Annotated in this window: 22 protein-coding genes; 19 read left to right on the forward strand and 3 right to left on the reverse strand. The window is 66.9% G+C overall.

Annotated features, from left to right (window positions below; translation table 11 throughout):
- Positions 1 to 14 precede the first annotated feature (14 nt).
- From metH to ACREYQ_RS00775, 4 genes are all read left to right on the forward strand, one after another.
- Positions 15 to 2,762, forward strand: coding sequence for a methionine synthase (gene metH / locus ACREYQ_RS00760; protein ID WP_432258917.1), 2,748 nt, complete (start codon positions 15 to 17; stop codon positions 2,760 to 2,762).
- Between the two features lie 260 nt (positions 2,763 to 3,022).
- A complete protein-coding gene (locus ACREYQ_RS00765; protein ID WP_432258918.1) occupies positions 3,023 to 3,412 on the forward strand; it encodes a hypothetical protein in 390 nt (129 codons plus the stop codon).
- 327 nt (positions 3,413 to 3,739) lie between these two features.
- Positions 3,740 to 4,372 (forward strand): response regulator, encoded by a 633-nt coding sequence (locus tag ACREYQ_RS00770; RefSeq protein WP_432258919.1) that lies wholly within the window; start codon positions 3,740 to 3,742, stop codon positions 4,370 to 4,372.
- A 79-nt stretch (positions 4,373 to 4,451) separates the two neighbouring features.
- Complete coding sequence (locus ACREYQ_RS00775; protein ID WP_432258920.1) at positions 4,452 to 4,859, forward strand: response regulator; 408 nt, start codon at positions 4,452 to 4,454, stop codon at positions 4,857 to 4,859.
- Between the two features lie 15 nt (positions 4,860 to 4,874).
- Here ACREYQ_RS00775 and ACREYQ_RS00780 read toward each other — a convergent pair whose 3' ends face one another.
- Positions 4,875 to 6,278 carry a sensor histidine kinase gene (locus ACREYQ_RS00780; RefSeq protein ID WP_432258921.1) on the reverse strand — a complete coding sequence of 468 codons (1,404 nt, stop codon included), beginning with the start codon at positions 6,276 to 6,278 and terminating at the stop codon, positions 4,875 to 4,877.
- Positions 6,279 to 6,703: 425 nt separating this feature from the next.
- Between ACREYQ_RS00780 and ACREYQ_RS00785 the strand changes: the two genes are divergently transcribed.
- On the forward strand, positions 6,704 to 6,871 hold the full coding sequence (locus ACREYQ_RS00785; RefSeq protein ID WP_010812883.1) for a DUF1328 domain-containing protein: 168 nt from the start codon (positions 6,704 to 6,706) through the stop codon (positions 6,869 to 6,871).
- Positions 6,872 to 6,920: 49 nt separating this feature from the next.
- The gene (locus tag ACREYQ_RS00790) at positions 6,921 to 7,349 is read left to right on the forward strand and encodes a DUF883 family protein (RefSeq protein ID WP_432258922.1); all 429 of its coding nucleotides are present in this window, start codon (positions 6,921 to 6,923) and stop codon (positions 7,347 to 7,349) included.
- 172 nt (positions 7,350 to 7,521) lie between these two features.
- On the opposite strand, the gene ACREYQ_RS00795 is transcribed toward ACREYQ_RS00790, so the two are convergent.
- Positions 7,522 to 7,845, reverse strand: a complete 324-nt coding sequence (locus ACREYQ_RS00795) for a DUF1840 domain-containing protein (RefSeq protein ID WP_432258923.1) — start codon at positions 7,843 to 7,845, stop codon at positions 7,522 to 7,524.
- A 234-nt stretch (positions 7,846 to 8,079) separates the two neighbouring features.
- Here ACREYQ_RS00795 and argS point away from each other — a divergent pair, with 234 nt between their 5' ends.
- The 5 genes from argS to ACREYQ_RS00820 all read left to right on the forward strand — a co-directional run bounded on the left by argS (position 8,080) and on the right by ACREYQ_RS00820 (position 13,397).
- The gene (argS, locus tag ACREYQ_RS00800; protein ID WP_432258924.1) at positions 8,080 to 9,876 is read left to right on the forward strand and encodes an arginine--tRNA ligase; all 1,797 of its coding nucleotides are present in this window, start codon (positions 8,080 to 8,082) and stop codon (positions 9,874 to 9,876) included.
- Positions 9,877 to 9,978: 102 nt separating this feature from the next.
- Positions 9,979 to 10,701 carry an SPOR domain-containing protein gene (locus ACREYQ_RS00805; RefSeq protein WP_432258925.1) on the forward strand — a complete coding sequence of 241 codons (723 nt, stop codon included), beginning with the start codon at positions 9,979 to 9,981 and terminating at the stop codon, positions 10,699 to 10,701.
- 168 nt (positions 10,702 to 10,869) lie between these two features.
- On the forward strand, positions 10,870 to 11,505 hold the full coding sequence (locus ACREYQ_RS00810) for a thiol:disulfide interchange protein DsbA/DsbL (protein ID WP_432258926.1): 636 nt from the start codon (positions 10,870 to 10,872) through the stop codon (positions 11,503 to 11,505).
- 243 nt (positions 11,506 to 11,748) lie between these two features.
- The gene (locus ACREYQ_RS00815) at positions 11,749 to 12,555 is read left to right on the forward strand and encodes an SDR family oxidoreductase (RefSeq protein WP_432258927.1); all 807 of its coding nucleotides are present in this window, start codon (positions 11,749 to 11,751) and stop codon (positions 12,553 to 12,555) included.
- Between the two features lie 2 nt (positions 12,556 to 12,557).
- A complete protein-coding gene (locus ACREYQ_RS00820; protein ID WP_432258928.1) occupies positions 12,558 to 13,397 on the forward strand; it encodes a helical backbone metal receptor in 840 nt (279 codons plus the stop codon).
- A 109-nt stretch (positions 13,398 to 13,506) separates the two neighbouring features.
- Here the strand turns inward: ACREYQ_RS00820 and ACREYQ_RS00825 are convergent, their stop codons facing one another.
- On the reverse strand, positions 13,507 to 14,583 hold the full coding sequence (locus ACREYQ_RS00825; RefSeq protein WP_432258929.1) for an MBL fold metallo-hydrolase: 1,077 nt from the start codon (positions 14,581 to 14,583) through the stop codon (positions 13,507 to 13,509).
- Between the two features lie 206 nt (positions 14,584 to 14,789).
- Between ACREYQ_RS00825 and ACREYQ_RS00830 the strand changes: the two genes are divergently transcribed.
- From ACREYQ_RS00830 to ACREYQ_RS00865, 8 genes are all read left to right on the forward strand, one after another.
- Positions 14,790 to 15,254 (forward strand): MerR family transcriptional regulator, encoded by a 465-nt coding sequence (locus tag ACREYQ_RS00830; protein WP_432258930.1) that lies wholly within the window; start codon positions 14,790 to 14,792, stop codon positions 15,252 to 15,254.
- Positions 15,255 to 15,382: 128 nt separating this feature from the next.
- Positions 15,383 to 15,859: a PaaI family thioesterase gene (locus ACREYQ_RS00835; RefSeq protein WP_432258931.1), complete on the forward strand. Its 477-nt coding sequence runs from the start codon at positions 15,383 to 15,385 to the stop codon at positions 15,857 to 15,859.
- Between the two features lie 65 nt (positions 15,860 to 15,924).
- On the forward strand, positions 15,925 to 17,106 hold the full coding sequence (locus tag ACREYQ_RS00840; protein ID WP_432258932.1) for an isovaleryl-CoA dehydrogenase: 1,182 nt from the start codon (positions 15,925 to 15,927) through the stop codon (positions 17,104 to 17,106).
- A 195-nt stretch (positions 17,107 to 17,301) separates the two neighbouring features.
- Positions 17,302 to 19,125, forward strand: coding sequence for a bifunctional isocitrate dehydrogenase kinase/phosphatase (aceK, locus tag ACREYQ_RS00845; protein WP_432258933.1), 1,824 nt, complete (start codon positions 17,302 to 17,304; stop codon positions 19,123 to 19,125).
- Positions 19,122 to 19,793 carry a carbonate dehydratase gene (can, locus tag ACREYQ_RS00850; RefSeq protein WP_432258934.1) on the forward strand — a complete coding sequence of 224 codons (672 nt, stop codon included), beginning with the start codon at positions 19,122 to 19,124 and terminating at the stop codon, positions 19,791 to 19,793. Before aceK ends, can begins: the two co-directional genes overlap by 4 nt.
- A gap of 162 nt (positions 19,794 to 19,955) precedes the next feature.
- On the forward strand, positions 19,956 to 21,134 hold the full coding sequence (locus tag ACREYQ_RS00855) for an acetyl-CoA C-acetyltransferase (protein ID WP_432258935.1): 1,179 nt from the start codon (positions 19,956 to 19,958) through the stop codon (positions 21,132 to 21,134).
- A 202-nt stretch (positions 21,135 to 21,336) separates the two neighbouring features.
- On the forward strand, positions 21,337 to 22,017 hold the full coding sequence (locus tag ACREYQ_RS00860; protein WP_432258936.1) for an SDR family oxidoreductase: 681 nt from the start codon (positions 21,337 to 21,339) through the stop codon (positions 22,015 to 22,017).
- 32 nt (positions 22,018 to 22,049) lie between these two features.
- Positions 22,050 to 23,180, forward strand: a complete 1,131-nt coding sequence (locus ACREYQ_RS00865; RefSeq protein ID WP_432258937.1) for an acyl-CoA dehydrogenase family protein — start codon at positions 22,050 to 22,052, stop codon at positions 23,178 to 23,180.
- Positions 23,181 to 23,219: the final 39 nt, after the last annotated feature.

Here is a 23,219-nt window from a genome sequence, read left to right on the forward strand (position 1 = left end):
CGGAGCCCCTGAACATGAGCGACAACAAACTGCCCCCGCGCCCGATGCGCCTGTCCGGCCTCGAGCCCTTCACCATCGACGACGACACGCTGTTCGTCAACGTCGGCGAGCGCACCAACGTGACCGGCTCCAAGGCCTTCGCGCGCATGATCCTGAACGGCCAGTTTGACGAAGCGCTGGCGGTGGCCCGCCAGCAGGTCGAGAACGGCGCGCAGATCATCGACATCAACATGGACGAGGCCATGCTGGACTCGAAGGCCGCCATGGTTCGCTTCCTGAACCTGATCGCCTCGGAGCCCGACATCGCGCGCGTGCCGATCATGATCGATTCGTCCAAGTGGGAAGTGATCGAGGCCGGCCTGCAGTGCGTGCAGGGCAAGCCCGTGGTCAACTCGATCTCGCTCAAGGAAGGGGAAGAGCAGTTCCGCCACCACGCCGAGCTGATCCGCCGCTACGGCGCGGCAAGCGTGGTGATGGCCTTCGACGAGAAGGGCCAGGCCGACACCTTCGCGCGCAAGACCGAGATCTGCAAGCGCAGCTACGACATCCTGGTCAATGAAGTCGGCTTCCCGCCGGAAGACATCATCTTCGACCCGAACATCTTCGCGGTCGCGACCGGCATCGAAGAGCACAACAACTACGCGGTGGACTTTATCGACGCCACGCGCTGGATCAAGCAGAACCTGCCGTATGCCAAGGTCAGCGGCGGCGTGTCCAACGTGTCGTTCTCGTTCCGCGGCAATGACACGGTGCGCGAGGCGATCCACACCGTGTTCCTGTACCACGCCATCGGCGCGGGCATGGACATGGGCATCGTCAACGCCGGCCAGCTTGGCGTGTACGACCAGCTTGACCCCGAGCTGCGCGAGCGCGTGGAAGACGTGGTGCTGAACCGCCGCGAGGATTCCACCGACCGCCTGCTGGAGATCGCCGACCGCTTCAAGGGCGGCGGCGCCAGGAAGGAAGAAAACCTCGCCTGGCGCGGCACGCCCGAGCAGCCGGTGCCGGTGGGCGCGCGCCTGGCGCACGCGCTGGTGCACGGCATCACCACCTTCATCGTCGAAGACACCGAAGAAGTCCGCCAGCAGGTCGAGGCGCGCGGCGGCCGTCCGATCGAGGTGATCGAAGGCCCGCTGATGGACGGCATGAACATCGTCGGCGACCTGTTCGGCGCCGGCAAGATGTTCCTGCCGCAGGTGGTCAAGAGCGCGCGCGTGATGAAGCAGGCCGTGGCGCACCTGCTGCCCTACATCGAGGAAGAAAAGCGCCTGCTGGCCGAGGCCGGCGGCGACGTCAAGGCGCGCGGCAAGATCGTGATCGCCACCGTGAAGGGCGACGTGCACGACATCGGCAAGAACATCGTGTCGGTGGTGCTCCAGTGCAATAACTTCGAAGTGGTCAACATGGGCGTGATGGTCCCGTGCAACGAGATCCTGGCGCGCGCCAAGGTCGAGGGCGCGGATATCGTCGGGCTGTCGGGGCTGATCACGCCGTCGCTGGAAGAAATGGCGTATGTCGCGTCGGAAATGCAGCGCGACGACTACTTCCGCGTGAAGAAGATCCCGCTGCTGATCGGCGGCGCCACCACCTCGCGCGTGCATACCGCGGTCAAGATCGCGCCCAACTACGAAGGCCCGGTGGTGTACGTGCCGGACGCCTCGCGCTCGGTGAGCGTGGCCTCGAGCCTGCTGTCCGACGACGGCGCGGCAAAGTACCTCGACGATCTGAAGTCCGATTACGACCGCATCCGCACCCAGCACGCCAACAAGAAGGCCACGCCGATGGTGACGCTGGCGCAGGCGCGCGCCAACAAGACCCCGATCGACTGGAGCACCTACGTGCCGCCGAAGCCCAAGTTCATCGGCCGGCGCGTGTTCCGCAACTATGACCTGGCGGAGCTGGCCAATTGCATCGACTGGGGCCCGTTCTTCCAGACCTGGGACCTTGCCGGCAAATTCCCCGACATCCTCAACGACGAGATCGTCGGCGAATCCGCGCGCCGCGTGTTCTCGGACGGCAAGGCCATGCTGTCGCGCCTGATCCAGGGCCGCTGGCTGACCGCCAACGGCGTGATCGCGCTGCTGCCGGCCAACACGGTGAATGACGACGATATCGAGATCTACACCGACGAGACCCGCAGCAAGGTTGCGCTGACCTGGCACAACCTGCGCCAGCAGAGCGAGCGCCCGGTGGTGGACGGCGTGCGCCGGCCCAACCGCTGCCTGGCGGACTTTGTCGCGCCCAGGGACAGCGGCATCGCCGACTATATCGGCCTGTTTGCGGTGACCGCGGGCCTGGGCGTGGAGAAGAAGGAGGCCCAGTTCGAAGCCGACCATGACGACTACAGCGCGATCATGCTCAAGGCGCTGGCCGACCGCTTTGCCGAAGGCTTTGCCGAGTGCCTGCACGAACGCGTGCGCAAGGATCTGTGGGGCTACGACGCCGCCGAGCAGCTCAGCAACGAGCAGCTGATCGCCGAGTCGTACCGCGGCATCCGCCCGGCGCCCGGTTATCCGGCCTGCCCGGAGCACACCGTCAAGGGCCCGATGTTCGAATTCCTCGACGCGGCCGAGATCGGCATGGGCATCACCGAATCGCTGGCGATGACGCCAGCCGCGTCGGTGAGCGGCTTCTACCTGGCGCATCCCGACTCGACCTACTTCACCATCGGCAAGATCGGCCAGGACCAGCTCGACGACATGGCGGCGCGCCGCCACGAAGACCGCGCCACGCTGGAGCGCGCGCTCGCACCCAACCTGTAACCGGGTGCGACGGCAGGGCGGCGGCGCCGGTGGCGGCACCCCGCCGCCATCCCGTTGATGCAGCAGGGAAAAGCGCTGCGGGCGACCTGCCATGCCATGCCGGGGCACCGTGTGCGGTGCCTCACAACTCCTTACATAGCCTTTCAACTGCTCACAGACCGGCGCGGTCCGGCTCCCTAGACTGAGGGCTCGATACACGCAATCACCAGCGTGATCACCGCGGCGAATGTTTCGCCGTGGGCCCTGAAAGGAGTCTGTCCATGAAGAAACTGCTGCTCTCCCTGTCCGTCCTGTCGATCGCCGCCGCTTCCTCGCTGGCCATGGCCCAAGGCACCGGCGTCTCTGTTGGCACGAAGGCCGATGTCGGCGCATCAGTGAGTACCCCCGCGCCAGCCGCCGCGGCGCACGGTGGCCTGAATACCGCCGGCAGCGCCGCGACGGGGGCCGCAGGCGCGGCTGACAAGGGCCTGTCCACCGCCGGCTCGGCCGTCGACAAGAGTGTGGGCACCGCCGCCGACGCCGCCGATGCCGCCAAGGCAGACGCCGGCAGCGCGGCCAAGCATGGCAAGCACGCCGCCAAGTCGGCCAAGAAGTCGAAGGCCGACGCGGGTGTCAGCGCTGGTGCGGAAGCGGGCGCCAAGGCGCAGTAACCTCGCCAGTCACCGCAGTAAGCGCCAATAGTCTCTTGCAGTACTAGCCTCAGCCTCAACCGGTGCCGGCCGCGCCGGGCCCCCTCCAGGGATGTTCACGGGCCTGACGCGCCGCAGCAAAGCGGGACGGATCTTTTCCGTCCCGCTTTGCATTGGTGCGCGCAGAACGCGCCGCCGGCTGCGCTCCCGCCGCCCCGCATTGTCAGCCTGACACCGACATCCTGCACGCGCGCGCGGCACTACAATGACATCATCGCAAGCGGTTCCGCCTGCACCCGACGTGCACCGGGCAGATGTGCCGGGCCGTTCAACACCGTGGAGCCCACCATGATCCGCGTCCTGATCGCCGACGACCATGAGATTGTGCGTGCCGGGCTGCGCCAGTTCATTTCCGAAGAGCCCGATATCCAGGTGACGGGCGAGGCCGGCAGCGGCGACCAGGTCATGGCGCAGCTGCGCGATGCCGAGTTCGACGTGCTGGTGCTGGACATCTCCATGCCCGACCGCAACGGCATCGATGTGCTCAAGCTGATTCGCCAGCGCAAGCCCGAGTTGCCGGTCCTGATCCTGTCGACCTACCCGGAAGACCAGTACGCGATCAACCTGATCCGTGCCGGCGCCTCCGGCTACCTGACCAAGGAAAGCGCCCCGGAGGACCTGGTCAAGGCGATCCGCACGGTGGCGCAGGGCCGCCGCTACGTGAGCGCCACGGTGGCCGACCTGCTGATCGGCGGGCTCGACAAGCCGACCGAGCAGCCGGTGCACCAGATGCTGTCCGAGCGCGAATTCCAGATCTTCTGCAAGCTGTCGCGCGGGCAGTCGGTGTCGGTGATTGCCGACGAACTGTTTCTCAGCGTCAAGACCGTCAGCACCTATCGATCCCGGATCCTGGAGAAAATGGGCATGAAGACCAACGCTGACCTGACCTACTACGCGATCAAGAACGGCCTGGTCGAATAAGGGGCCGCAAACGGACTGGGACCGAACTGCATCACGGACCACGTTGGCCCGCACCGGACGAGAACCAGCAATACTGAATATGTCGGAGCAGGCTTCGAACACTTCCTACCGCGCACTGAGCATACTGCTGATTGAAGACTCGGCGGTCCTGCGAGGCATGTTGCTCGAATACCTGAAGGATTTCCCGTTCATCGAGAACGTGGACTGGGCCGACACCGAAGCCATGGCCCTGCGGCAGCTCGCCGCCGGCAAGTACGATGTGGTGATCGTCGACATCCAGTTGCGCCAGGGCAACGGCATCAATGTGCTGCGCGCGATGCAGCGCAACAAGACCGGCGCCGTGCGCATCGTCTACACCAACCACGCCCAGGTCAGCATGTACCGCAGGCAGTGCACCGAAGCCGGCGCGGACTACTTTTTCGACAAATCGCTCGAGCTCGAGCAGGTATTCCGCGTGATCGAGGAGCACGCGGCGCCGGCGCCCTGAGCCGGCCGGTGCGCGTCAGGCGCCTGCCGGCTCCTGGTTTTCCGGCACCTCTGCCGGCGCCAGCACCGCGTCCGTCAGCGGCACCTCGATGCGGATGCGCACGCCTGCCTGCGCCGAGGAATCGATCCGCATGCTGCCGCCCAGCGCGGTCACGCGCTGCTCCATGCCCAGCAGTCCGTGGTGGCCGGCGGTGCTGCCTGCGTCGAAGTCGGGCGGCAGCCCCTTGCCGTTGTCGCGCACGGTCAGCGTCAGCAGGTTGTCCTGGCAGGCCAGGCTGACATCGATGTGCTTGGCTTCAGAGTATTTGCTGGCATTGGTCAGCGATTCCTGCACGATCCGGTACAGCGCGATCGCGGCCTCGTCGCGCAGCGGCGGCAGGTCCTCAGGCACGCTGACCTCGGTTTCCCAGTCATTGCGCGCGCCCACTTCCTCGACCAGCTGGCAGACCGCCGCGCGCAGGCCCAGGTTCAGCAGCACCGTGGGGCGCAGGTCTTCGATCAGGCGGCGCTTGATCTGGATGCCCTGGTCCACGTGCAGCATCACGCGCGTCAGGCGCTCGGCCGCCACCGGATGGGTGTCTTGCACCTTGCGGCGCACCCAGTGCAGGTCCAGCTTGATCGCGGTGAGGATGGCGCCCAGTTCATCGTGCAGCTCGCGCGCCAGGCGTGTCTTTTCGTCCTCGGTCACGCGCTGCAGGTGGGCCGCCAGCGCCGACAGCTGGCGCGTGCGCGCCCGCACCTTGCGGTCCAGCCGCACGCCTTCCTCTTCCAGCTGGGTGCGCACCGCCTCGGCCATGGACAGGCGCTTGGCGTGGCCGAATCCCACCGCCATCATCAGGATGATGTTGATGGCGGTGAGCAGGGCGATCCCATAGCGCGACAATTGCACATCGTTGTCGGCGCCCTCCAGCCGGTGCGAGACCGCGCCGGCCTCGCGCGCCTGCAGCTGGTCCAGCCCGCGGCGCGCGTTGTCCATGGTCTCCTTGCCGTAGTCGGTGCGGATCAGGTCCAGCGCCACTTCCAGGTCGCGCTTGCCATACACCAGCGTCAGTGCCATCTCGTTGAGCTTGCTGTTGACCAGCTTGGAGGTGTCGCCGAACTGCTTCAGGCCCTCGGGGTCATCGGCGTAGGCCGCGCGGATCTGCGCCATCAGCTCGGCGATACGGGGGAGTGCCTTGTAGTATGGCTCCAGGTAGTTTTCCTTGCCGGTCAGCAGGAAGCCGCGCTGGCCGGCCTCGGCATTGACCAGCTCGCCGTTGAGCGCGGTCAGCTCGGTCTGCAGGCGCTGCGAGCGGATCACATCGGTATAGCTTTCGCGCAGGCGGATATTGCCGGTTTCCGACGCCACCAGCACCGCCAGGGTCAGCAGGATGCCGCCCGCCAGCAGCAGCGTGTGGGGGAGAAAGGACTGCTTGAACATGGGGCAATTCCTGTAAGGACCCGTTTCATCATGAAACAGGGGCGCGGCGCATGCGTCGTTGCGGGCCTTGACCTTGGAATGACCAAGGCCGGCGACCCGCGCCTAGCCTGCGCCGCGCCTGGCTTGAACGCGTCCCCTGTTTCATGATGAAACGGGTCCTAAGGCGCGCCGCTCGCCCGCCGCAGCGCCAGGGAGCGCCCATGGAAGCACATCGATTGCCATGGGTCAACCTTGCAACGGCGCCCGTGCGAGGCGTCGCGGGGCGTTTGTAGGACTTGACTGACAGCGGAATCGGCTCGCTGTCAGTATTGGCGCGCGGCCTGGCTTTCTACGATGAGGCTATGAGCTTGCACCCCTCGGCGCAAGCCCTCACATGGGCCCCGCCAGTGCGCCTGGCCTCGTCCGAAGTCTTCGGGAGCCTTGCCATGCTGCAATATGCACTCGTATTTTTTGTCATCGCGCTGATCGCCGCAATCTTCGGCTTCGGCGGCATTGCCGCCGGCGCCGTGGAAATCGCCAAGATCCTGTTCTTCATCTTCCTGGTCGTGGCGCTGGTCGCCGCGGTCATGGGTCTGGTGCGCAGGGGACGATAGCCGGCGCGAGCCGGCATCGCCTCGCACCGACCGAACCTGAGGAGACCGTATGCTGACGCAGAACCCGAAAGTCCGGAAGGAACTGAATCACCTGTCCGATAGTGCAGACAGTGCCATCCGTCATATCAGGCATGCCGCGCGCGACACGCGCGATGCGGCGGCGCCGGTATCCAGCGAGGTCAAGGCACTGATCGCCCAGCTCGAGCACACCATTCAGGTGCTGGCACGCGAGGGCTCCGCCGAGAGCCTGCAGGCGGGTCACCGCCTGCGCGAACGCGCCGGCGAGATGGCGCAGCGCCTGCGCGCCCAGACCACCGACAGCATGATGCGCGCCCGGGAGCGCATGGATGGTGCGGTAGAGCACGCCCAGCACCGTGTGGCGGAGTCGCCGCTGAAGGCGGTGGCGCTTGCCGCGGCCGTGGGTGCGCTGATCGGGCTGCTGCTGGCCAATGGCCGGAATCACACAGAGGAGGAGTAGTCAGTCTGGCTAGAAGAGGTTAAGACGCATACCGGGATCCGCCTGGCATGCCAGGCCGGTTCCGCAGGGATTTCCCCTTTCCGGAATCCTCGTCCGGAAGCCCGGCAGCCTACTGCGGTGCCGGGCGTTTTTTTGCGCGCGGCACGCGGAGGGAAGGTGGCGTCAGCGCCGGTCAGACACCCCAGAGGACGTTGGCACCTTCGCGCTGGGAGGCGCGCAGCATGTCCAGGAACGGGTAGGCGCGCTGGCCCAGGTGCAGCGGTTCCTCTTCTTCCTCGTCGGTGGCGGGCTGCGTTTCGACCGCGGTGTCGGCGGGATGGGCGCGCCGGGCATCGGCGACGGCCGCTTCCAGCTTGTGGATCGCGTGCGGCAGTTCTTCGACCGTGATCACCCCCCGCTCCCCAAGACGCTTGCCGATGATGCCCAGCAGCGTCACAGCCAGATCCTTCATCATGATCAGGTCCTGCGCAGCGTGGGATTTGAAGGTGATCAGCATGATGGTTTTTCCTTTCACGGATGGCCGGTCTGGCCAGGATTTGCGGCCCGGATTGTGGTCCGCGGCCATCCTCGCGCATGATGTCAGCATAGCACCTGATAAAATTCCGCGTTCCCGATTCCCATGCCTGTCACGCGGCGCGGCGTTGATTTGCCGTCACTTGCCGTATTCCGGGCGCCGGCGCGGCCCCAGGGGCTGCGCCTGAATACCTTGCCCACAGGGCTTCCGACATCCATGCTGCCTGTTCAGACCTCCAATCTTGCCGCCGCGTTCACTGATGCGGTGCGCGCGCTCGCCCCGGCCGATGCCACCCTGCCCGCCGTCACCTTCGAGCGGCCCAAGGCGGCCGCCCACGGCGATCTTGCCTGCAATGTCGCCATGCAGGTCGCGCGCGCGCTCAAGAGCAATCCGCGCGAGCTGGCCCAGCGCATCGTCGATGCCGTGCAGGCCGACGCACGCGCGCAAGGCCTGGTCCAGGCCATGGAGATTGCCGGCCCCGGCTTCATCAACCTGCGCCTGACCCCGGCCGCCAAGGCCGACGTGCTGCGCGCGGTGCTGGCCGAGGGCGACCACTATGGCGCGCGCGAGCGCGGCGTGCAGGGCCAGGTGCTGGTGGAATTCGTCTCGGCCAACCCGACCGGCCCGCTGCACGTCGGCCACGGCCGCCAGGCGGCGCTGGGCGATGCGCTGGCCAACCTGCTGTCGTGGCAGGGCTGGCACGTGCACCGCGAGTTCTACTACAACGACGCCGGCGTGCAGATCCAGACCCTGGCGCTGTCGGTGCAGGCGCGCGCGCGCGGCCTGAAGCCGGGCGACGCCAGCTGGCCCGAGGCCGCCTACAACGGCGACTACATCGCCGACATCGCCGCCGACTTCCTGGCCGGCAAGACCGTCAGCGCCTCGGACGGCGAGCCCGTGACCGCGTCGGGCAACGTCGAAGACATTGACTCGATCCGCAAGTTTGCCGTCACCTACCTGCGCAACGAGCAGGACATCGACCTGCAGGCCTTCGGCGTCAAGTTCGACCGCTACTACCTGGAATCGTCGCTGTACAGCGACGGCCGCGTCGAAGCCGCGGTGCAGTCGCTGATCGGCAAGGGCAAGACCTACGAGAGCGAGGGGGCGCTGTGGCTGCGCACCACCGACGACGGCGACGACAAGGACCGCGTGATGAAGAAGAGCGACGGCACCTATACGTACTTCGTGCCGGACGTGGCCTACCACACCACCAAGTGGGAGCGCGGCTTCACCAAGGTCATCAACGTGCAGGGCAGCGACCACCACGGCACCATCGCCCGCGTGCGCGCCGGCCTGCAGGGCCTGGACATGGGCATCCCGCAGGGCTACCCCGACTACGTGCTGCACAAGATGGTCACCGTGATGAGGAACGGCGAGGAGGTCAAGATCTCCAAGCGCGCCGGCTCCTATGTCACCGTGCGCGACCTGATCGAATGGTCCAATGGCCAGGATGACACCTGCGAGACCATCCGCGGCTGCCTGGACGCCGGCGTGGCCGACTGGCCCGCGCACTTCACCCGCGGCCGCGACGCGGTGCGCTTCTTCCTGCTGTCGCGCAAGGCCGATACCGAGTTTGTGTTCGATGTCGACCTGGCGCTCAAGCAGAACGACGAGAACCCGGTGTACTACGTGCAGTACGCCCACGCGCGCATCTGCTCGATCTTCGAGTCGTGGGGCGGCGCGGACTGGGAAGCCCGCCTGGCCGAACTGGCCGGCGCCGACCTGTGCGCCGTGACCGGCCCCGAAGCCAGCGCCCAGGCGCAGGCGCTGGGACAGCGCCTGGCCGAGTTCCCGGACATGCTGTCGGGCGCCGCGGCCGAGCTGGCGCCGCACGCGGTGGCCTTCTACCTGCGCGACCTGGCCGGCGACTTCCACGCCTTCTACAACGCCGACCGCGTGCTGGTGGACGACGAGGCCGTCAAGCGCGCCCGGCTGGCGCTGCTGGCCGCCACGCGCCAGGTGCTGCGCAACGGCCTGGCGGTGATCGGCGTGTCCGCCCCGCGCCGCATGTAAGCAGGCGTCCGGCGTCCGGCACAGGACGCGCGGGGCGCAAGGGGCCAGTGCGGCGGTTGGCGGCACTGGCCCTATAATCCCGGCATCACCGAAGAGGACTTCATGCAACAGCAACGCAAGCGCGAGTCGCGCAAGGTCCGCCGCAACCAGCAGCGCGGCGGTACGTTCCTGGGCCTGGTGCTAGGGCTGATCGTCGGGCTGGCCATCGCCGTGGTGGTCGCCCTGTACATCACCAAGTCGCCGACCCCGTTCCAGCAGAAGAATGCCCCGCGCCCGAGCGAGGCGGGCCACGTCGCCAGCCAGTTGCCGCCCCCGGCCCAGCGCGCCGAGGAGGGCCCGAGCGACCCCAACAAGCCGCTCTGGAGCAAGACCCCGGCCAAGCCGGTGGGGCAGCCGCCGGAGCCGGAACCGAAGCAGAACGGCGAGCCCCAGCCCCCGGTGGCAGTGGCCCGCCCGGCCGAGAAGCCGGTGGAAAGGCCCGTGGAGAAGCCGGCTGACAAGCCTGTCGCCAGCAAGCCGGCCGAGAAGCCCGCCGAGAAGCCGGTGACCGACCCGATCGCCGAGATCGCCCAGGCCGACGCCCACAAGGTGGGCTACCTGCTGCAGGTGGGGGCGTTCCGCTCGTCGGACGACGCCGACCGCCAGAAGGCCAATCTGGCGATGCAGGGCTTCGAGGCCAAGATCACCGAGCGCGACGTGAACGGCGTCAAGATGTACCGGGTGCGCCTGGGTCCGTACAACCGCATCGACGACATGACCAAGGCGCGCGACCGGCTGCAGTCGTCGGGCTTCGAGTCCTCGGTGATCCGCTTTACCAAGCAGTAAGCCGGACCGCGGGTTCGGGCGTTATCCGCTTATCCCGGGCGGGCCGCACCGATCAATGCCCGGTAACCGCCGCAACACGTTGTCACCAGACGGGGCCGGCGTTCCGCTGAACCGGACGCCGCTGCCGCTGTCATACGCTCATCGTCCAAACCGCAAGGCCGTTCCAAGATGAAAAAACTCGCCGCACTGTTCGCCATGTTCGCCGCCGTGGGCGGCCTGCTGATGTCCGCCCCGTCCCAGGCGGCGCCCGCCGAGGGCAAGGAATACCAGGTGCTGAAGACGCCCCAGCCGGTCGCGGCGGGCAAGATCGAGGTCACTGAATTCTTCTGGTACGGCTGCCCGCACTGCTTCGATTTCGAGCCGGAGCTGGAAGCCTGGGTCAAGAAGGAGGGCAGCAACATCGTGTTCAAGCGCGTGCCGGTTGCATTCCGCGAAGACCTGCTGCCGCACACCAAGATCTTCTATGCGCTGGAAGCCATCGGCAAGCTCGACGCCATGCACACCAAGGTCTTCAACGCCATCCACGTGGACCGCAAGCGCATGACGGACCCCAACGAGATCGCCGACTTCATGGCCAAGAACGGCGTGGACCGCAAGGCCTTCCTGGATGCCTACAACTCGTTTACCGTGACCACCAACTCGCAGCGCGCCAACAAGATCGCCGACGCCTACAAGGTCGACGGCGTGCCGACCGTGGTGGTGCAGGGCAAGTACGTGACCTCGCCGTCGATTGCCGGCAACAAGCAGGGCGCGATCCTGACCATGGATTACCTGGTTGAGCAGGTGAAGGCGAAGAAGATGTAACCTGCTGAGGGCCTTCGCAAGCCGACGGTTTGCTCCCATCTCCCGCTTGCGGGAGATGGGCAGGGGGTGAGGGTAGGCACTGGCATACCGCAAGCATGACTTCGTGGACAAGCCGGCCCTCACCCCAACCCTCTCCCGCACGCGGGAGAGGGAGCACCCAGGCGGGATTGTCAGAGGTCAGTGGGTAGCCAAGAGGCTGGTACGATGTACCGGCCTTTTTCATTTTCAGAGGTCCCAGCCCCCATGCGTCCCCTCAAAGTCTTCCTCACCGGCGCCTCCAGCGGTCTGGGCCAGGCCCTCGCGCGCGAATACGCCGCGCAGGGCGCCATCCTCGGCCTGGTGGCGCGCCGCGAGGACGCGCTGCGCGAGTTCGTTGCCACGCTGCCCAACCCGGGCGCGGTGCGCGTCTACGGCGCCGATGTGCGCGACGCCGACGCCATGGCGCGCGCCGCCGAAGACTTCCTTGGCCATTTCGGCTGCCCGGACGTGGTGATCGCCAATGCCGGAGTCTCGGTCGGCACCGTCGCCAGCGAGCGCGAGGACCTCGACGCCTTCCGCCGGGTGATGGATACCAACTGGTTCGGCGTGCTGACCACGTTCCAGCCCTTCATGCACGCGATGCAGGCGCGCGAGCCCGGCCACTTCGGGCGCCGCGGCACGCTGGTCGGCATTGCCAGCGTCGCCGGCGTGCGCGGCCTGCCGGGCGCGGGCGCCTACAGCGCGTCCAAGTCGGCGGTGATCAAGCTGCTGGAAAGCCTGCGGCTGGAGCAGCGCGGGCACGGCATCCGCGTGGTCACGATCGCGCCGGGCTATATCCGCACGCCGATGACCGCCCGCAACCCGTACCGCATGCCGTTCCTGACCGATGCCGACGTGTTCGCGCGCAGGGCCGTGCGCGTGATCGCGGCCGGCCGGCGCTTCCGTGTGATCCCGTGGCCGATGGGCGTGGTGGCGGCGCTGCTGCACGTGATGCCGCACTGGCTGTACGACGCGCTGGCCGCGGGCGCGCCGCGCAAGCCGCGGCGCGCCGATCCGCCGCAGGGGGACTGAACATGTGGCGCGACGCCATCGGCCAGCAGCATGCCGCCGCCACCGGCGTGGTGCGGATCGCGTCGCTGGTGCCGTCGGTGACCGAGTTGCTGTTCGCGCTCGGGCTGGCCCGGCAGATGGTCGCGCGCACCGGCTTCTGCATCCACCCGGAACCGGCCGTGCGCGCGCTGCCCAAGGTGGGTGGCACCAAGGACGTGAACGTGGCGCGGCTGCGCGAACTCGCGCCCACGCACGTGGTGGTCAATATCGACGAGAACCGGCGCGAGACCGTGGAGGAAATCCGCGCCTTCGTGCCCAATGTGATCGTCACCCATCCGTGCACGCCGGAAGACAATTTCGGGCTGTACCGGTTGCTGGGCGGGATCTTCGGCTGCCATGCCGAGGCCGAGGCGCTGTGCACGGCGGTGCAGGTGCAGCTGGACGCGATCCGCATGCGGCCCTGGCCGGCACGCCGCGTGCTGTATGCGATCTGGCAGGACCCGTGGATGACGGTGTCGCGCGACACCTATATCAGCCGCATGCTGGCGCTGGCCAACTGGCAGACCTGGCCCGACGGAAGCACTGCATTGCAGGCCTGCGCAGGTGGCGATTGCAGCCGCCGGAACGCGCCAGGCGAGCGCTATCCCAGCTTCCGCTGGAGCGATGCGCTGGTGCGCGAGCTCGACCTGGTGCTGCTGTCGACCGAGCCCTACCGCTTCACCGAGGACCACGCCGATGCGCTCGAGCGCCAGCTCGGCAAGCCGGTGCTGCTGGTCGACGGCGAGATGCTGTCGTGGTACGGCAGCCGCGCCGTCGACGGGGTGCGCTACCTGGCGGCGCTGGCGGCCGCGCACCACTATTGACGTTTGCAAAATTCACGACGGCGCTGGCTAACCGTCGTCCCCGCGTAGGCGGGGACCCAGTGGCTTTAAAGACGCTGGATTCCCGCCTACGCGGGAATGACGTTGGCACTCAGGCCGCGCGGAAGCGGATCACGCCGTCGTCGCCGGTTTCGCGCACCAGCTCGCCGCGGTGCCACAGGCAGTGCAGGTGGGCCAGCGACTCGCCCATGGCGAAGGTCATCTGGTGGATGTCGAACTGGCGCCTGAAGATCACGCTGACGATGTCGTGCGCGCTGCAGGCCTTCTCGCGGCAGGCTTCGAGCGTTTCGGCGAGGCGGTCGACATGGTGCTCGCGCAGCTGCATGATGCGGGTATGCAGGTTGCGGAAGGGGCGGCCGTGCGAGGGCAGGATCAGCACGTCCTGCGGCAGCGGCTCGTACTTGCCAAGCGAATCCAGGTAAAGCTGCAGCGAATTGCCCTCGGGCTCCATGTCGAACACGCTGACATTGGTCGAGATGCGCGGCAGCACCATGTCCCCGGAGATCAGCACGTTGGTGGCTTCGTTGTACAGCGCCACGTGCTCGGGCGAATGGCCGAAGCCGGTGATCACGCGCCAGCCGGAAGTGGCCGCATCGGTGCCGATGCGCACCGTGTCGCCCTCCATCATGCGGCGATACTGCGCCGGCAGGTCCGGCACCAGCGACGGGTAATAGGTCTTGCGCGCGCGCAGCTTTTCCTGGCTGTCGGCATCGGTCAGCCCATGCAGCGCGAAGTGCGCGGCGGCGGCTTCGCCGCCCGCGCTGGAGCCGGCGCCGGTGCCGCTGCCCATCACGCGCGCGCTCATATAGTCGCCCAGGCTCATCCACAGCCGCACGCCGAAGCGCTTGCACAGCCAGTGCGCCAGGCCGACGTGGTCGGGGTGACTGTGCGTGACCAGCACGCGCAGCACCGGCAGGCCTTCCAGCTCATTGGCGAAGATGGTTTCCCAGTGGCCCTTGATGACATCGTTGGTGATGCCGCAGTCGATGATGGTCCAGCCGTCGCGGCCGTCCAGGCGGTCGCGCAGCAGCCACAGGTTGATATGGTCGAGCGCGAACGGCAGCGGCATGCGCAGCCAGTAGACGCCGGGGGCGACTTCCTGCTTTGCGCCGGGCTCGGGCATGGTATCGCCGAACGGGTATTGGAGCTGGTGTTCGAGTGCGTTCATGAGGAGTCTCGTGGTCGAAGCCTGGCGCGGAGCGCGGGCTTTCTCATTCTGCCGCCACGCCGGTCTGCAAGAGCAGGAGCGTGAAAGCACCGGTTGCCAGCCGTCGTGGTTGACGCTAACGTAAACGTCAATCATACGGCTCGTTTCCATCTTAAGCGAAAACTTGACTTCGCAACGAACGACCGTTCACTTTCTTTGGGCAGGCTATGTCAGCGACGCCAGCGGCGGCTTCCGCCACTTACACCATCACCGACCTTGCGCGTGAATTCGACGTCACGCCGCGGGCCATCCGCTTCTATGAGGACCAGGGCCTGCTGTCGCCGGAGCGTGAAGGGCCGGGCGGGCGCAAGCGCGTCTACAACGGCCGCGAGCGGACCCGCCTGAAGCTGACGCTGCGCGGCAAGAGGTTGGGGCTTACTCTCAATGAGATCCGCGAGATCCTTGACCTCTATGAGTCGCCGCGCGACACCGCCCCGCAACTGGAGCGCTTCCTGCACTCGCTGGCGGCGCACCGGAGCGCGCTCGAACGGCAAATGGAAGACCTGCAGGCGCAACTGGCCGAGATCGACCAGCATGAGCGCCAGTGCAAGGCCCTGCTGGCGGCGCAGACCGGCAAGCCGCCAGCGGACTCGGAAGGCGGCGATGCGCCGGCCCGGACAACCGCCGCCTGAAGCGCCACTTCCACTGGCATCCGTGCCGCCCGGGATTGACGTTTACGTAAACGTAAATAGAATAGCCGGACAGCCCACCACGCTTGTGCGCTGCCCGGTAATCCAAGCACTTCATCCGGAATCCTGCCATGACTTCATCCAGCGCCAGTGCCGTACCCGCTGAACCGGAATCGCTGTCCGCCGCGCGCGCCGACGCCATCGCCGCCAGTTTCTCGCGCCAGGGGCTGATGACCACCTTCGGCGCGACCCTGCGGCGGGTGGACCGCGGCGAGGTCGAACTGGCGATGCCGTGGTCCGAGGGCGTGACCCAGCAGCACGGCTTCTTCCACGGCGGCGTGGTGGGCGCGCTGGCCGACAGCGCCTGCGGCTATGCCGCGCTGACGCTGGTGGGCGAGGATGAGGCGGGCCTGACCGCCGAGTACAAGATCAACCTGCTGTCGCCCGCCCAGGGCGAACGCCTGGTGGCGGTGGGGCGGGTGCTCAAGCCCGGGCGCACGCTGATCGTGGCGCAGGGCGATGTCTATGTCGAGCAGGACGGCCGCCGCAAGCAGGTGGCCACCATGCTGATGACGCTGTGCGTGGTCAAGACTCTGGGCCACGTCTGAACCGATTGATCCGGGCAATCCGTCCGGAAACCCGACACACACACCGATTTCTACAGGAGACCATCATGACCGAACTGCCAGGCCTGAAATTCGATCTGGGCGAAGACATCGAGATGCTGCGCGGCGCCGTGCGCGACTGGGCCCAGGCCGAACTGGCCCCGCGCGCCGGCGAGATCGACCGCACCGACCAGTTCCCGATGGACGCCTGGAAGAAGATGGGCGACCTGGGCGTGCTCGGCATCACGGTGGCCGAGGAATACGGCGGCGCCAACATGGGCTACCTCGCGCACATGATCGCGATGGAGGAAATCAGCCGCGCGTCGGCGTCGGTCGGCCTGTCCTACGGCGCCCACTCCAACCTGTGCGTGAACCAGATCCACCGCAACGGCACCGCCGCGCAGAAGGCTAAATACCTGCCCAAGCTGGTCTCGGGCGAATGGATCGGCGCGCTGGCGATGAGCGAGCCCAATGCCGGCTCGGACGTGGTCAGCATGAAGCTGCGCGCCGAGTTCAAGGGCGACCGCTACGTGCTCAATGGCACCAAGATGTGGATCACCAACGGCCCGGACTGCGACGTGCTGGTGGTCTACGCCAAGACCGAGCCGGAACTGGGCGCGCGCGGCATGACCGCCTTTATCGTCGAGAAGGGCATGAAGGGCTTCTCGGTGGCGCAGAAGCTGGACAAGCTGGGCATGCGCGGCTCGCACACCGGCGAGCTGGTGTTCCAGGACGTGGAAGTGCCGGCCGAGAACATCCTGGGCGCCGAGAGCGGCGGCGCCAGGGTGCTGATGAGCGGGCTGGACTATGAGCGCGCGGTGCTGTCCGGCGGCCCGGTCGGCATCATGCAGGCGTGCATGGACGTGGTCACCCCGTATATCCACGACCGCAAGCAGTTCGGCCAGAGCATCGGCGAATTCCAGCTGATCCAGGGCAAGGTGGCCGATATGTACACCACGCTGCAGGCCGCGCGCAGCTACCTGTACACGGTCGGCAAGAACCTGGACGCGCTCGGCAGCGACCACGTGCGCCAGGTGCGCAAGGACTGCGCCGCAGTGATCCTGTACACCGCCGAGAAGGCCACCTGGATGGCGGGCGAGACCGTGCAGATCCTGGGCGGCAACGGCTATATCAACGAATACCCGGCCGGCCGCCTGTGGCGCGACGCCAAGCTGTATGAAATCGGCGCCGGCACCTCGGAGATCCGCCGCATGCTGATCGGCCGCGAACTGTTCGCAGAAACCATGTAATCCGCACGCAGGAGGGTGTCGCGAAAAAGACCGTCGTCCCCGCGAAAGCGGGGACCCAGCGACTTCAAAGACGCTGGATTCCCGCCTTCGCGGGAATGACGATGGGATCTTCAGCCGTAGCGCGCCTCCGAACCCCATTACAATCTCAATACCTGTCGCAAAACCTTTCGCACTGCCCCCGGCCCCCGTCGACCCATGTCCCACTTCCCCAAACTGCTCTCCTCGCAGATTGCCTTCGATGTGGCGAGAACGATGCTCGACGGGTTCGACAAGCACTACCGCCTGTTCCGCGAGGTCAGCCACCAGGCCAAGCTGAAGTTCGAGGCCGGCGACTGGCACGGGCTGCAGCAGATCCAGCGCGACCGCATTGCGTTCTACAACGAGCGCGTGCGTGAATCGAGCGTGATCCTGGAAGACGAGTACGACGCCGAGAACATCGAGGACGAGATCTGGCAGCAGATCAAGCTGCATTACATCGGCCTGCTGACCAACCACCACCAGCCCGAGCTGGCCGAGACCTTCTTCAACTCGGTCTGCACGCGCATCCTGCACCGCTCGTACTTCAACAACGATTTCATCTTCGTGCGCCCGGCGATCTCGACCGAATACATCGAGAACGAGGAGTCGCCCACGCGCCCGACCTTCCGCGCCTACTACCCGGGCAGCCGCGAGGGCATGGCAGCGTGCTTCGAGCGCATCGTGCACAACTTCCAGCTGGAGCGCCCGTTCGAGGACCTGCCGCGCGACATCGGCTATGTGGTGCGCGCGGTCAGCGAGCATTTCGGCGACCTGCGCATCGCGCCGAATTTCCAGATCCATACGCTGTCGTCGCTGTTCTTCCGCAACAAGGCGGCCTTCATCATCGGCCGCATCGTGAACGGCGACCGCACCTTCCCGCTGGCCATCCCGATCCTGCACGGCCCCGGCGGCAAGCTGGCGCTGGACACGGTGCTGCTGAAGAAGGAACAGCTGCTGATCCTGTTCTCGTTCACGCACTCCTACTTCATGGTCGACATGGAGATCCCGTCGGCCTACGTGACTTTCCTGCGCGACATCATGCCGCGCAAGCCGCGCGCGGAGATCTATACCTCGCTGGGTTTGCAGAAGCAGGGCAAGAACCTGTTCTACCGCGATTTCCTGCACCACCTGCAGCATTCGTCGGACAAGTTCATTGTCGCGCCCGGCATCCGCGGGCTGGTGATGCTGGTGTTCACGCTGCCGTCGTACCCGTACGTGTTCAAGGTCATCCGCGATGTTTTCCCGGCGCCCAAGGAAACCACCCGCGAGCTGGTCAAGTCCAAGTACCAGCTGGTCAAGCAGCACGACCGCGTGGGCCGCATGGCCGATACGCTGGAGTATTCCGACGTGGCCTTCCCGCTGTCGCGCTTCGACGAGGCGCTGGTGCGCGAGTTCGAGCAGCACGCGCCATCGATGATCGAATATCAGCGCGGCAAAGATGGCGGCGAAGAGATCGTGGTGCGCCATGTCTATATCGAGCGCCGCATGACGCCGCTGAACATCTACCTGACCGAGGGCTCCGACGCGCAGGTCGAGCACGGCGTGATGGAATACGGCAACGCAATCAAGGAACTGATTGCCGCGAACATCTTCCCGGGCGACATGCTGTACAAGAACTTCGGCGTCACGCGCCACGGGCGCGTGGTGTTCTACGACTACGACGAGATCGAGTACCTGACCGACTGCAATATCCGCCACGTGCCGCAGCCGCGCAACGAGCAAGAGGAGATGTCGGGCGAGGTCTGGTACACGGTGCGTCCGCACGATATCTTTCCCGAAACCTACCGCACCTTCCTGCTGGGCGACCCGCGCGTGCGCGCGGCGTTCCTGCGCCACCATGCAGATTTTTTCGACCCTGCCATGTGGCAGAGCCACAAGGACCGGCTGCTGGCCGGACATGTCCATGACTTCTTTGCCTATCACCCTACAGAGCGATTCATCAACCGCTACGGCCCTGCCGCCGAGCTGCCTGACACCGGCCCTGCAAGGAGAGTCGCATGAATGACGCCATTGCCCAACTGTTCCGCAACAACCGCGACTGGGTGGATCGCGTCAACGCGGAAGATCCCGCCTTCTTCACCCGCCTGGCCAACCAGCAGGCGCCGGAGTACCTGTGGATCGGCTGCTCCGATTCGCGCGTGCCGGCCAACCAGATCCTGGGGCTGGCGCCGGGCGAGGTGTTTGTCCACCGCAATATCGCCAACGTGATCGCGCACAGCGACCTGAACGCGCTGTCGGTGATCCAGTTCGCGGTGGAGGTGCTCAAGGTGCGCCATATCACCGTGGTGGGCCACTACGGCTGCGGCGGCGTCAAGGTGGCGCTCAAGCGCGAGCGTATCGGCCTGGCCGACAACTGGCTGCGCCATGTGCGCGATGTGGCCGACAAGCATGAGGCCTATCTCGGCACCATCCTGCGCGAGGAGGACGCCCATACCCGGCTGTGCGAGCTCAATGTGATCGAGCAGGTCAGCAATGTCTGCCAGACCACCGTGCTCCAGGACGCGTGGTCGCGCGGCCAGGCCGTCACCGTGCATGGCTGGATCTACGGCGTGTCCGACGGCCTGCTGCGCGACCTGGGCATGGCCGCCAGCAACAACGACGAACTGCACGAACAGCTGGCCGCGGCCTACCGCCAGTACGGCGATCCGCCGCAGGCGTCGATCCGCTGAGATGGCGCTAAAGCTTCGTCGTCCCTGCGAAAGCGGGGACCCGGCGGCTTAAAAGACGCTGGATTCCCGCCTTCGCGGGAATGACGTAGTGGATTGTGATTGACCAGAGATTCGAGAAGCGAAAAAGCTGTATCGCACATACACCGATCCAGGAGACCCGACATGGAAGAGATCGTCATCGTTTCAGCCGCCCGCACGCCGATGGCTGCGTTCCAGGGCGAATTTGCCAGCGTCACCGCGCCGCAGCTGGGCGCAGTGGCCATCCGCGCCGCCGTCGAGCGCGCCGGCCTGAAGCCCGAGCAGGTGGAAGAAGTGGTGTTCGGCTGCGTGCTGCCCGCCGGCCAGGGCCAGGCCCCGGCGCGCCAGGCCGCGCTGGGCGCGGGCCTGCCGCTGGGCGTGGGCTGCACCACCGTCAACAAGATGTGCGGCTCGGGCATGCGCGCGGCCATGACCGTTTATGACGGTCTGATCGCAGGCTCGTTCGATATCGCTATCGCCGGCGGCATGGAAAGCATGACCAACGCGCCGTACCTGATCCCGAAGGGCCGCGGCGGCTACCGCATCGGCCACGGCATGGTCTACGACCACATGATGCTGGACGGCCTGGAAGACGCGTATGACAAGGGCCGCGCCATGGGCACCTTCGGCGAGGACTGCGCCGCCAAGTACGGCTTCACCCGCGAGCAGCAGGACGCATTCGCGATGGAAAGCGTGCGCCGCGCCCAGCAGGCCACCGAGAACGGCGACTTCCGCTGGGAAATCGCGCCGGTGACCGTGTCCGGCAAGGGTGGCGACACCGTGATCGACACGGACGAAGGCCCGCGCCGCATCAAGCTCGACAAGATCCCGTCGCTCAAGCCCGCCTTCGCCAAGGACGGCACCATCACCGCCGCCTCGTCGTCGTCGATCAACGATGGCGCCTCGGCGCTGGTGATGATGCGCGCCTCTACCGCAAAGCAGCTGGGCCTGCAGCCGATCGCGCGCATGCTGGGCCACACCACCCACGCGCAGGCGCCGGGCTGGTTCACCACCGCGCCGGTCGAGGCCATCGCCAAGCTTTACCGCAAGCTGGACTGGACCACCGACAGCGTCGACCTGTTCGAGATCAACGAGGCCTTCGCCGTGGTGCCGATGGCGGCCATGCACGACCTCAAGATCCCGCGCGGCAAGGTCAACATCCACGGCGGCGCCTGCGCGCTGGGCCACCCGATCGGCGCCTCGGGCGCGCGCATCATGACCACGCTGATCGGCGCGCTGCGCAAGACCGGCGGCAAGCGTGGCGTGGCCAGCCTGTGCATTGGCGGTGGCGAGGCGACTGCGGTGGGGATCGAGATCCTGTAAGACCTTCTCTCCCGCTTGCGGGAGAGGGGCAGGGGGTGAGGGCAGGCCGTGGCATACCGCAAGCCGCACTCTGAGCCAACGCCCACCCTCACCCCCACCCTCTCCCGCAAGCGGGAGAGGGAGCAAGACAGAGGCAGTTTGCTGAACCCGTGGCCGGGCGAGCCGTTTCGTGCGCCGGCCAGCCAGACAAAGGAGCACAGCCTTGCCAACCGTCCTGATCCTCGGTGCCTCGCGCGGCATCGGCCTTGAATTCGTGCGCCAGTACCGTGCCGACGGCTGGCGCGTCATCGCGGCGGCGCGCACGCCCGAAGGCGTGGGCGCGCTGCAGGCACTGGGCGCGGAAGCCCACCAGGCCGACCTGTCCGATGCCGGCGCGGTCGCGGGCCTGGGCTGGAAGCTCGATGGCGAAGCCCTCGATGTGGCGATCTACAACGCCGGCGTGCTCGGCCCCCGCACCGAAGGCGCGCAGCCGGTCACGCCGCAGGAGTTCGACCAGGTGATGCATGTCAACGTGCTGGGCCCGATGATGGCGCTGCCGCTGCTGCTGCCCTACGTCGAAGCCGGCCAGTCCGGCCACGGCGGCGTGCTGGCGGTGCTGTCCTCGCGCATGGGCAGCATCACCGCGATGGAGCACAACGCCAGCTGGCTGTACCGCGTCAGCAAGGCCGGCGCCAACGCGGCGCTGCGCGCGGTCTCGCTCGACGCGCGCCACGCCACCTGCATCGCGCTGCACCCGGGCTGGGTCAAGACCGACATGGGTGGCCAGGAGGCCGACCTGACCGTGCAGCAGAGCGTCAAGGGCATGCGCCAGGTGCTGGCCAGCGTCAAGCGGCGCGACAACGGCACCTTCCACAACTACGACGGCACGCCCATCCCCTGGTAGGGCACGCCCGCACACCTCATCACCGAACCGACATGCTGCTGACTCCCGAACAGGAAATGATCCGCGACGCCGTGCGCCAGTTCGCGCAGGAAGTGATCGCGCCGCAGGCTGCGCAGTGGGACCGCGACAAGACCTTCCCCAAGGACGTGCACCGCGAACTGGCCGGGCTGGGCGCCTATGGCGTGGCGGTGCCAGAGGAATACGGCGGCGCAGGTCTCGACTACCTGTCGCTGGCGCTGATCCTGGAAGAGATCGCGGCCGGCGATGGCGGCACCTCCACCGTCATCAGCGTCAACAACTGCCCGGTGTGCAGCATGCTGATGTCGTTCGCCAGCGAGGCGCAGAAGCAGCAGTGGCTGGTGCCGCTGGCGCGCGGCGAGATGCTGGGCGCGTTCTGCCTGACCGAGCCGCACGTGGGCTCGGACGCGTCGGCGCTGCGCACCAGCGCGGTACGCGACGGCGACCACTATGTGCTGAACGGGGTCAAGCAGTTCATCACCAGCGGCCAGAACGCCGACGTGGCGATCGTGCTGGCGGTGACCGACAAGGCCGCCGGCAAGCGCGGCATCAGCGCCTTCATCGTGCCGACCTCGACCCCCGGCTACGTGGTGGCGCGGCTGGAGGACAAGCTCGGCCAGCACTCGTCGGACACCGCGCAGATCCTGTTCGAGGACTGCCGCGTGCCGGCGGCCAACCTGCTGGGCGACGAGGGCGGCGGCTACAAGATGGCGCTGTCGGGGCTGGAAGGCGGGCGCATCGGCATTGCCTCGCAGAGCATCGGCATGGCGCGCGCCGCGTTCGAGGCGGCGCTGGCGTATGCCAGGGAACGCGAGAGTTTCGGTCAGCCGCTGTTCCAGCACCAGGCGGTGCAGTTCCGCCTGGCCGAGATGGCCACCCGCATCGACGTGGCGCGCCAGATGGTGTGGCACGCCGCCGCGCTGCGCGACGCCGGCCGCCCGTGCCTGAAGGAAGCGGCGATGGCCAAGCTCTTTGCCAGCGAGATGGCCGAGCGGGTGTGCTCGGACGCGATCCAGGTGTTCGGCGGCTACGGCTACGTCAGGGACTTCCCGGTGGAGCGCATCTACCGCGACGTGCGCGTCTGCCAGATCTACGAGGGCACCAGCGACATCCAGAAGATCCTGATTGCGCGCGCGCTGGCCTAGGTCAGCCTACTGGCCTGGAAGCGCCATTCACGCGTACGA

The sequence above is a fragment of the Cupriavidus sp. TMH.W2 genome (assembly GCF_050847365.1).
In the GTDB taxonomy this organism is placed as follows: domain Bacteria; phylum Pseudomonadota; class Gammaproteobacteria; order Burkholderiales; family Burkholderiaceae; genus Cupriavidus.

What these genes read in the sequence shown, in the direction of transcription:
- ACREYQ_RS00795 (WP_432258923.1), bottom strand. Translation starts at nt 7,845, where the DNA reads ATGCTGATCACCTTCAAATCCCACGCTGCGCAGGACCTGATCATGATG.
- ACREYQ_RS00840 (WP_432258932.1), top strand. Translation starts at nt 15,925, where the DNA reads ATGACCGAACTGCCAGGCCTGAAATTCGATCTGGGCGAAGACATCGAG.
- ACREYQ_RS00815 (WP_432258927.1), top strand. Translation starts at nt 11,749, where the DNA reads ATGCGTCCCCTCAAAGTCTTCCTCACCGGCGCCTCCAGCGGTCTGGGC.
- ACREYQ_RS00810 (WP_432258926.1), top strand. Translation starts at nt 10,870, where the DNA reads ATGAAAAAACTCGCCGCACTGTTCGCCATGTTCGCCGCCGTGGGCGGC.
- ACREYQ_RS00770 (WP_432258919.1), top strand. Translation starts at nt 3,740, where the DNA reads ATGATCCGCGTCCTGATCGCCGACGACCATGAGATTGTGCGTGCCGGG.
- aceK (WP_432258933.1), top strand. Translation starts at nt 17,302, where the DNA reads ATGTCCCACTTCCCCAAACTGCTCTCCTCGCAGATTGCCTTCGATGTG.
- ACREYQ_RS00780 (WP_432258921.1), bottom strand. Translation starts at nt 6,278, where the DNA reads ATGTTCAAGCAGTCCTTTCTCCCCCACACGCTGCTGCTGGCGGGCGGC.
- ACREYQ_RS00790 (WP_432258922.1), top strand. Translation starts at nt 6,921, where the DNA reads ATGCTGACGCAGAACCCGAAAGTCCGGAAGGAACTGAATCACCTGTCC.
- ACREYQ_RS00775 (WP_432258920.1), top strand. Translation starts at nt 4,452, where the DNA reads ATGTCGGAGCAGGCTTCGAACACTTCCTACCGCGCACTGAGCATACTG.
- ACREYQ_RS00855 (WP_432258935.1), top strand. Translation starts at nt 19,956, where the DNA reads ATGGAAGAGATCGTCATCGTTTCAGCCGCCCGCACGCCGATGGCTGCG.
- ACREYQ_RS00865 (WP_432258937.1), top strand. Translation starts at nt 22,050, where the DNA reads ATGCTGCTGACTCCCGAACAGGAAATGATCCGCGACGCCGTGCGCCAG.
- argS (WP_432258924.1), top strand. Translation starts at nt 8,080, where the DNA reads ATGCTGCCTGTTCAGACCTCCAATCTTGCCGCCGCGTTCACTGATGCG.
- ACREYQ_RS00835 (WP_432258931.1), top strand. Translation starts at nt 15,383, where the DNA reads ATGACTTCATCCAGCGCCAGTGCCGTACCCGCTGAACCGGAATCGCTG.
- ACREYQ_RS00830 (WP_432258930.1), top strand. Translation starts at nt 14,790, where the DNA reads ATGTCAGCGACGCCAGCGGCGGCTTCCGCCACTTACACCATCACCGAC.
- ACREYQ_RS00820 (WP_432258928.1), top strand. Translation starts at nt 12,558, where the DNA reads ATGTGGCGCGACGCCATCGGCCAGCAGCATGCCGCCGCCACCGGCGTG.
- metH (WP_432258917.1), top strand. Translation starts at nt 15, where the DNA reads ATGAGCGACAACAAACTGCCCCCGCGCCCGATGCGCCTGTCCGGCCTC.
- ACREYQ_RS00785 (WP_010812883.1), top strand. Translation starts at nt 6,704, where the DNA reads ATGCTGCAATATGCACTCGTATTTTTTGTCATCGCGCTGATCGCCGCA.
- ACREYQ_RS00825 (WP_432258929.1), bottom strand. Translation starts at nt 14,583, where the DNA reads ATGAACGCACTCGAACACCAGCTCCAATACCCGTTCGGCGATACCATG.
- ACREYQ_RS00765 (WP_432258918.1), top strand. Translation starts at nt 3,023, where the DNA reads ATGAAGAAACTGCTGCTCTCCCTGTCCGTCCTGTCGATCGCCGCCGCT.
- ACREYQ_RS00805 (WP_432258925.1), top strand. Translation starts at nt 9,979, where the DNA reads ATGCAACAGCAACGCAAGCGCGAGTCGCGCAAGGTCCGCCGCAACCAG.
- can (WP_432258934.1), top strand. Translation starts at nt 19,122, where the DNA reads ATGAATGACGCCATTGCCCAACTGTTCCGCAACAACCGCGACTGGGTG.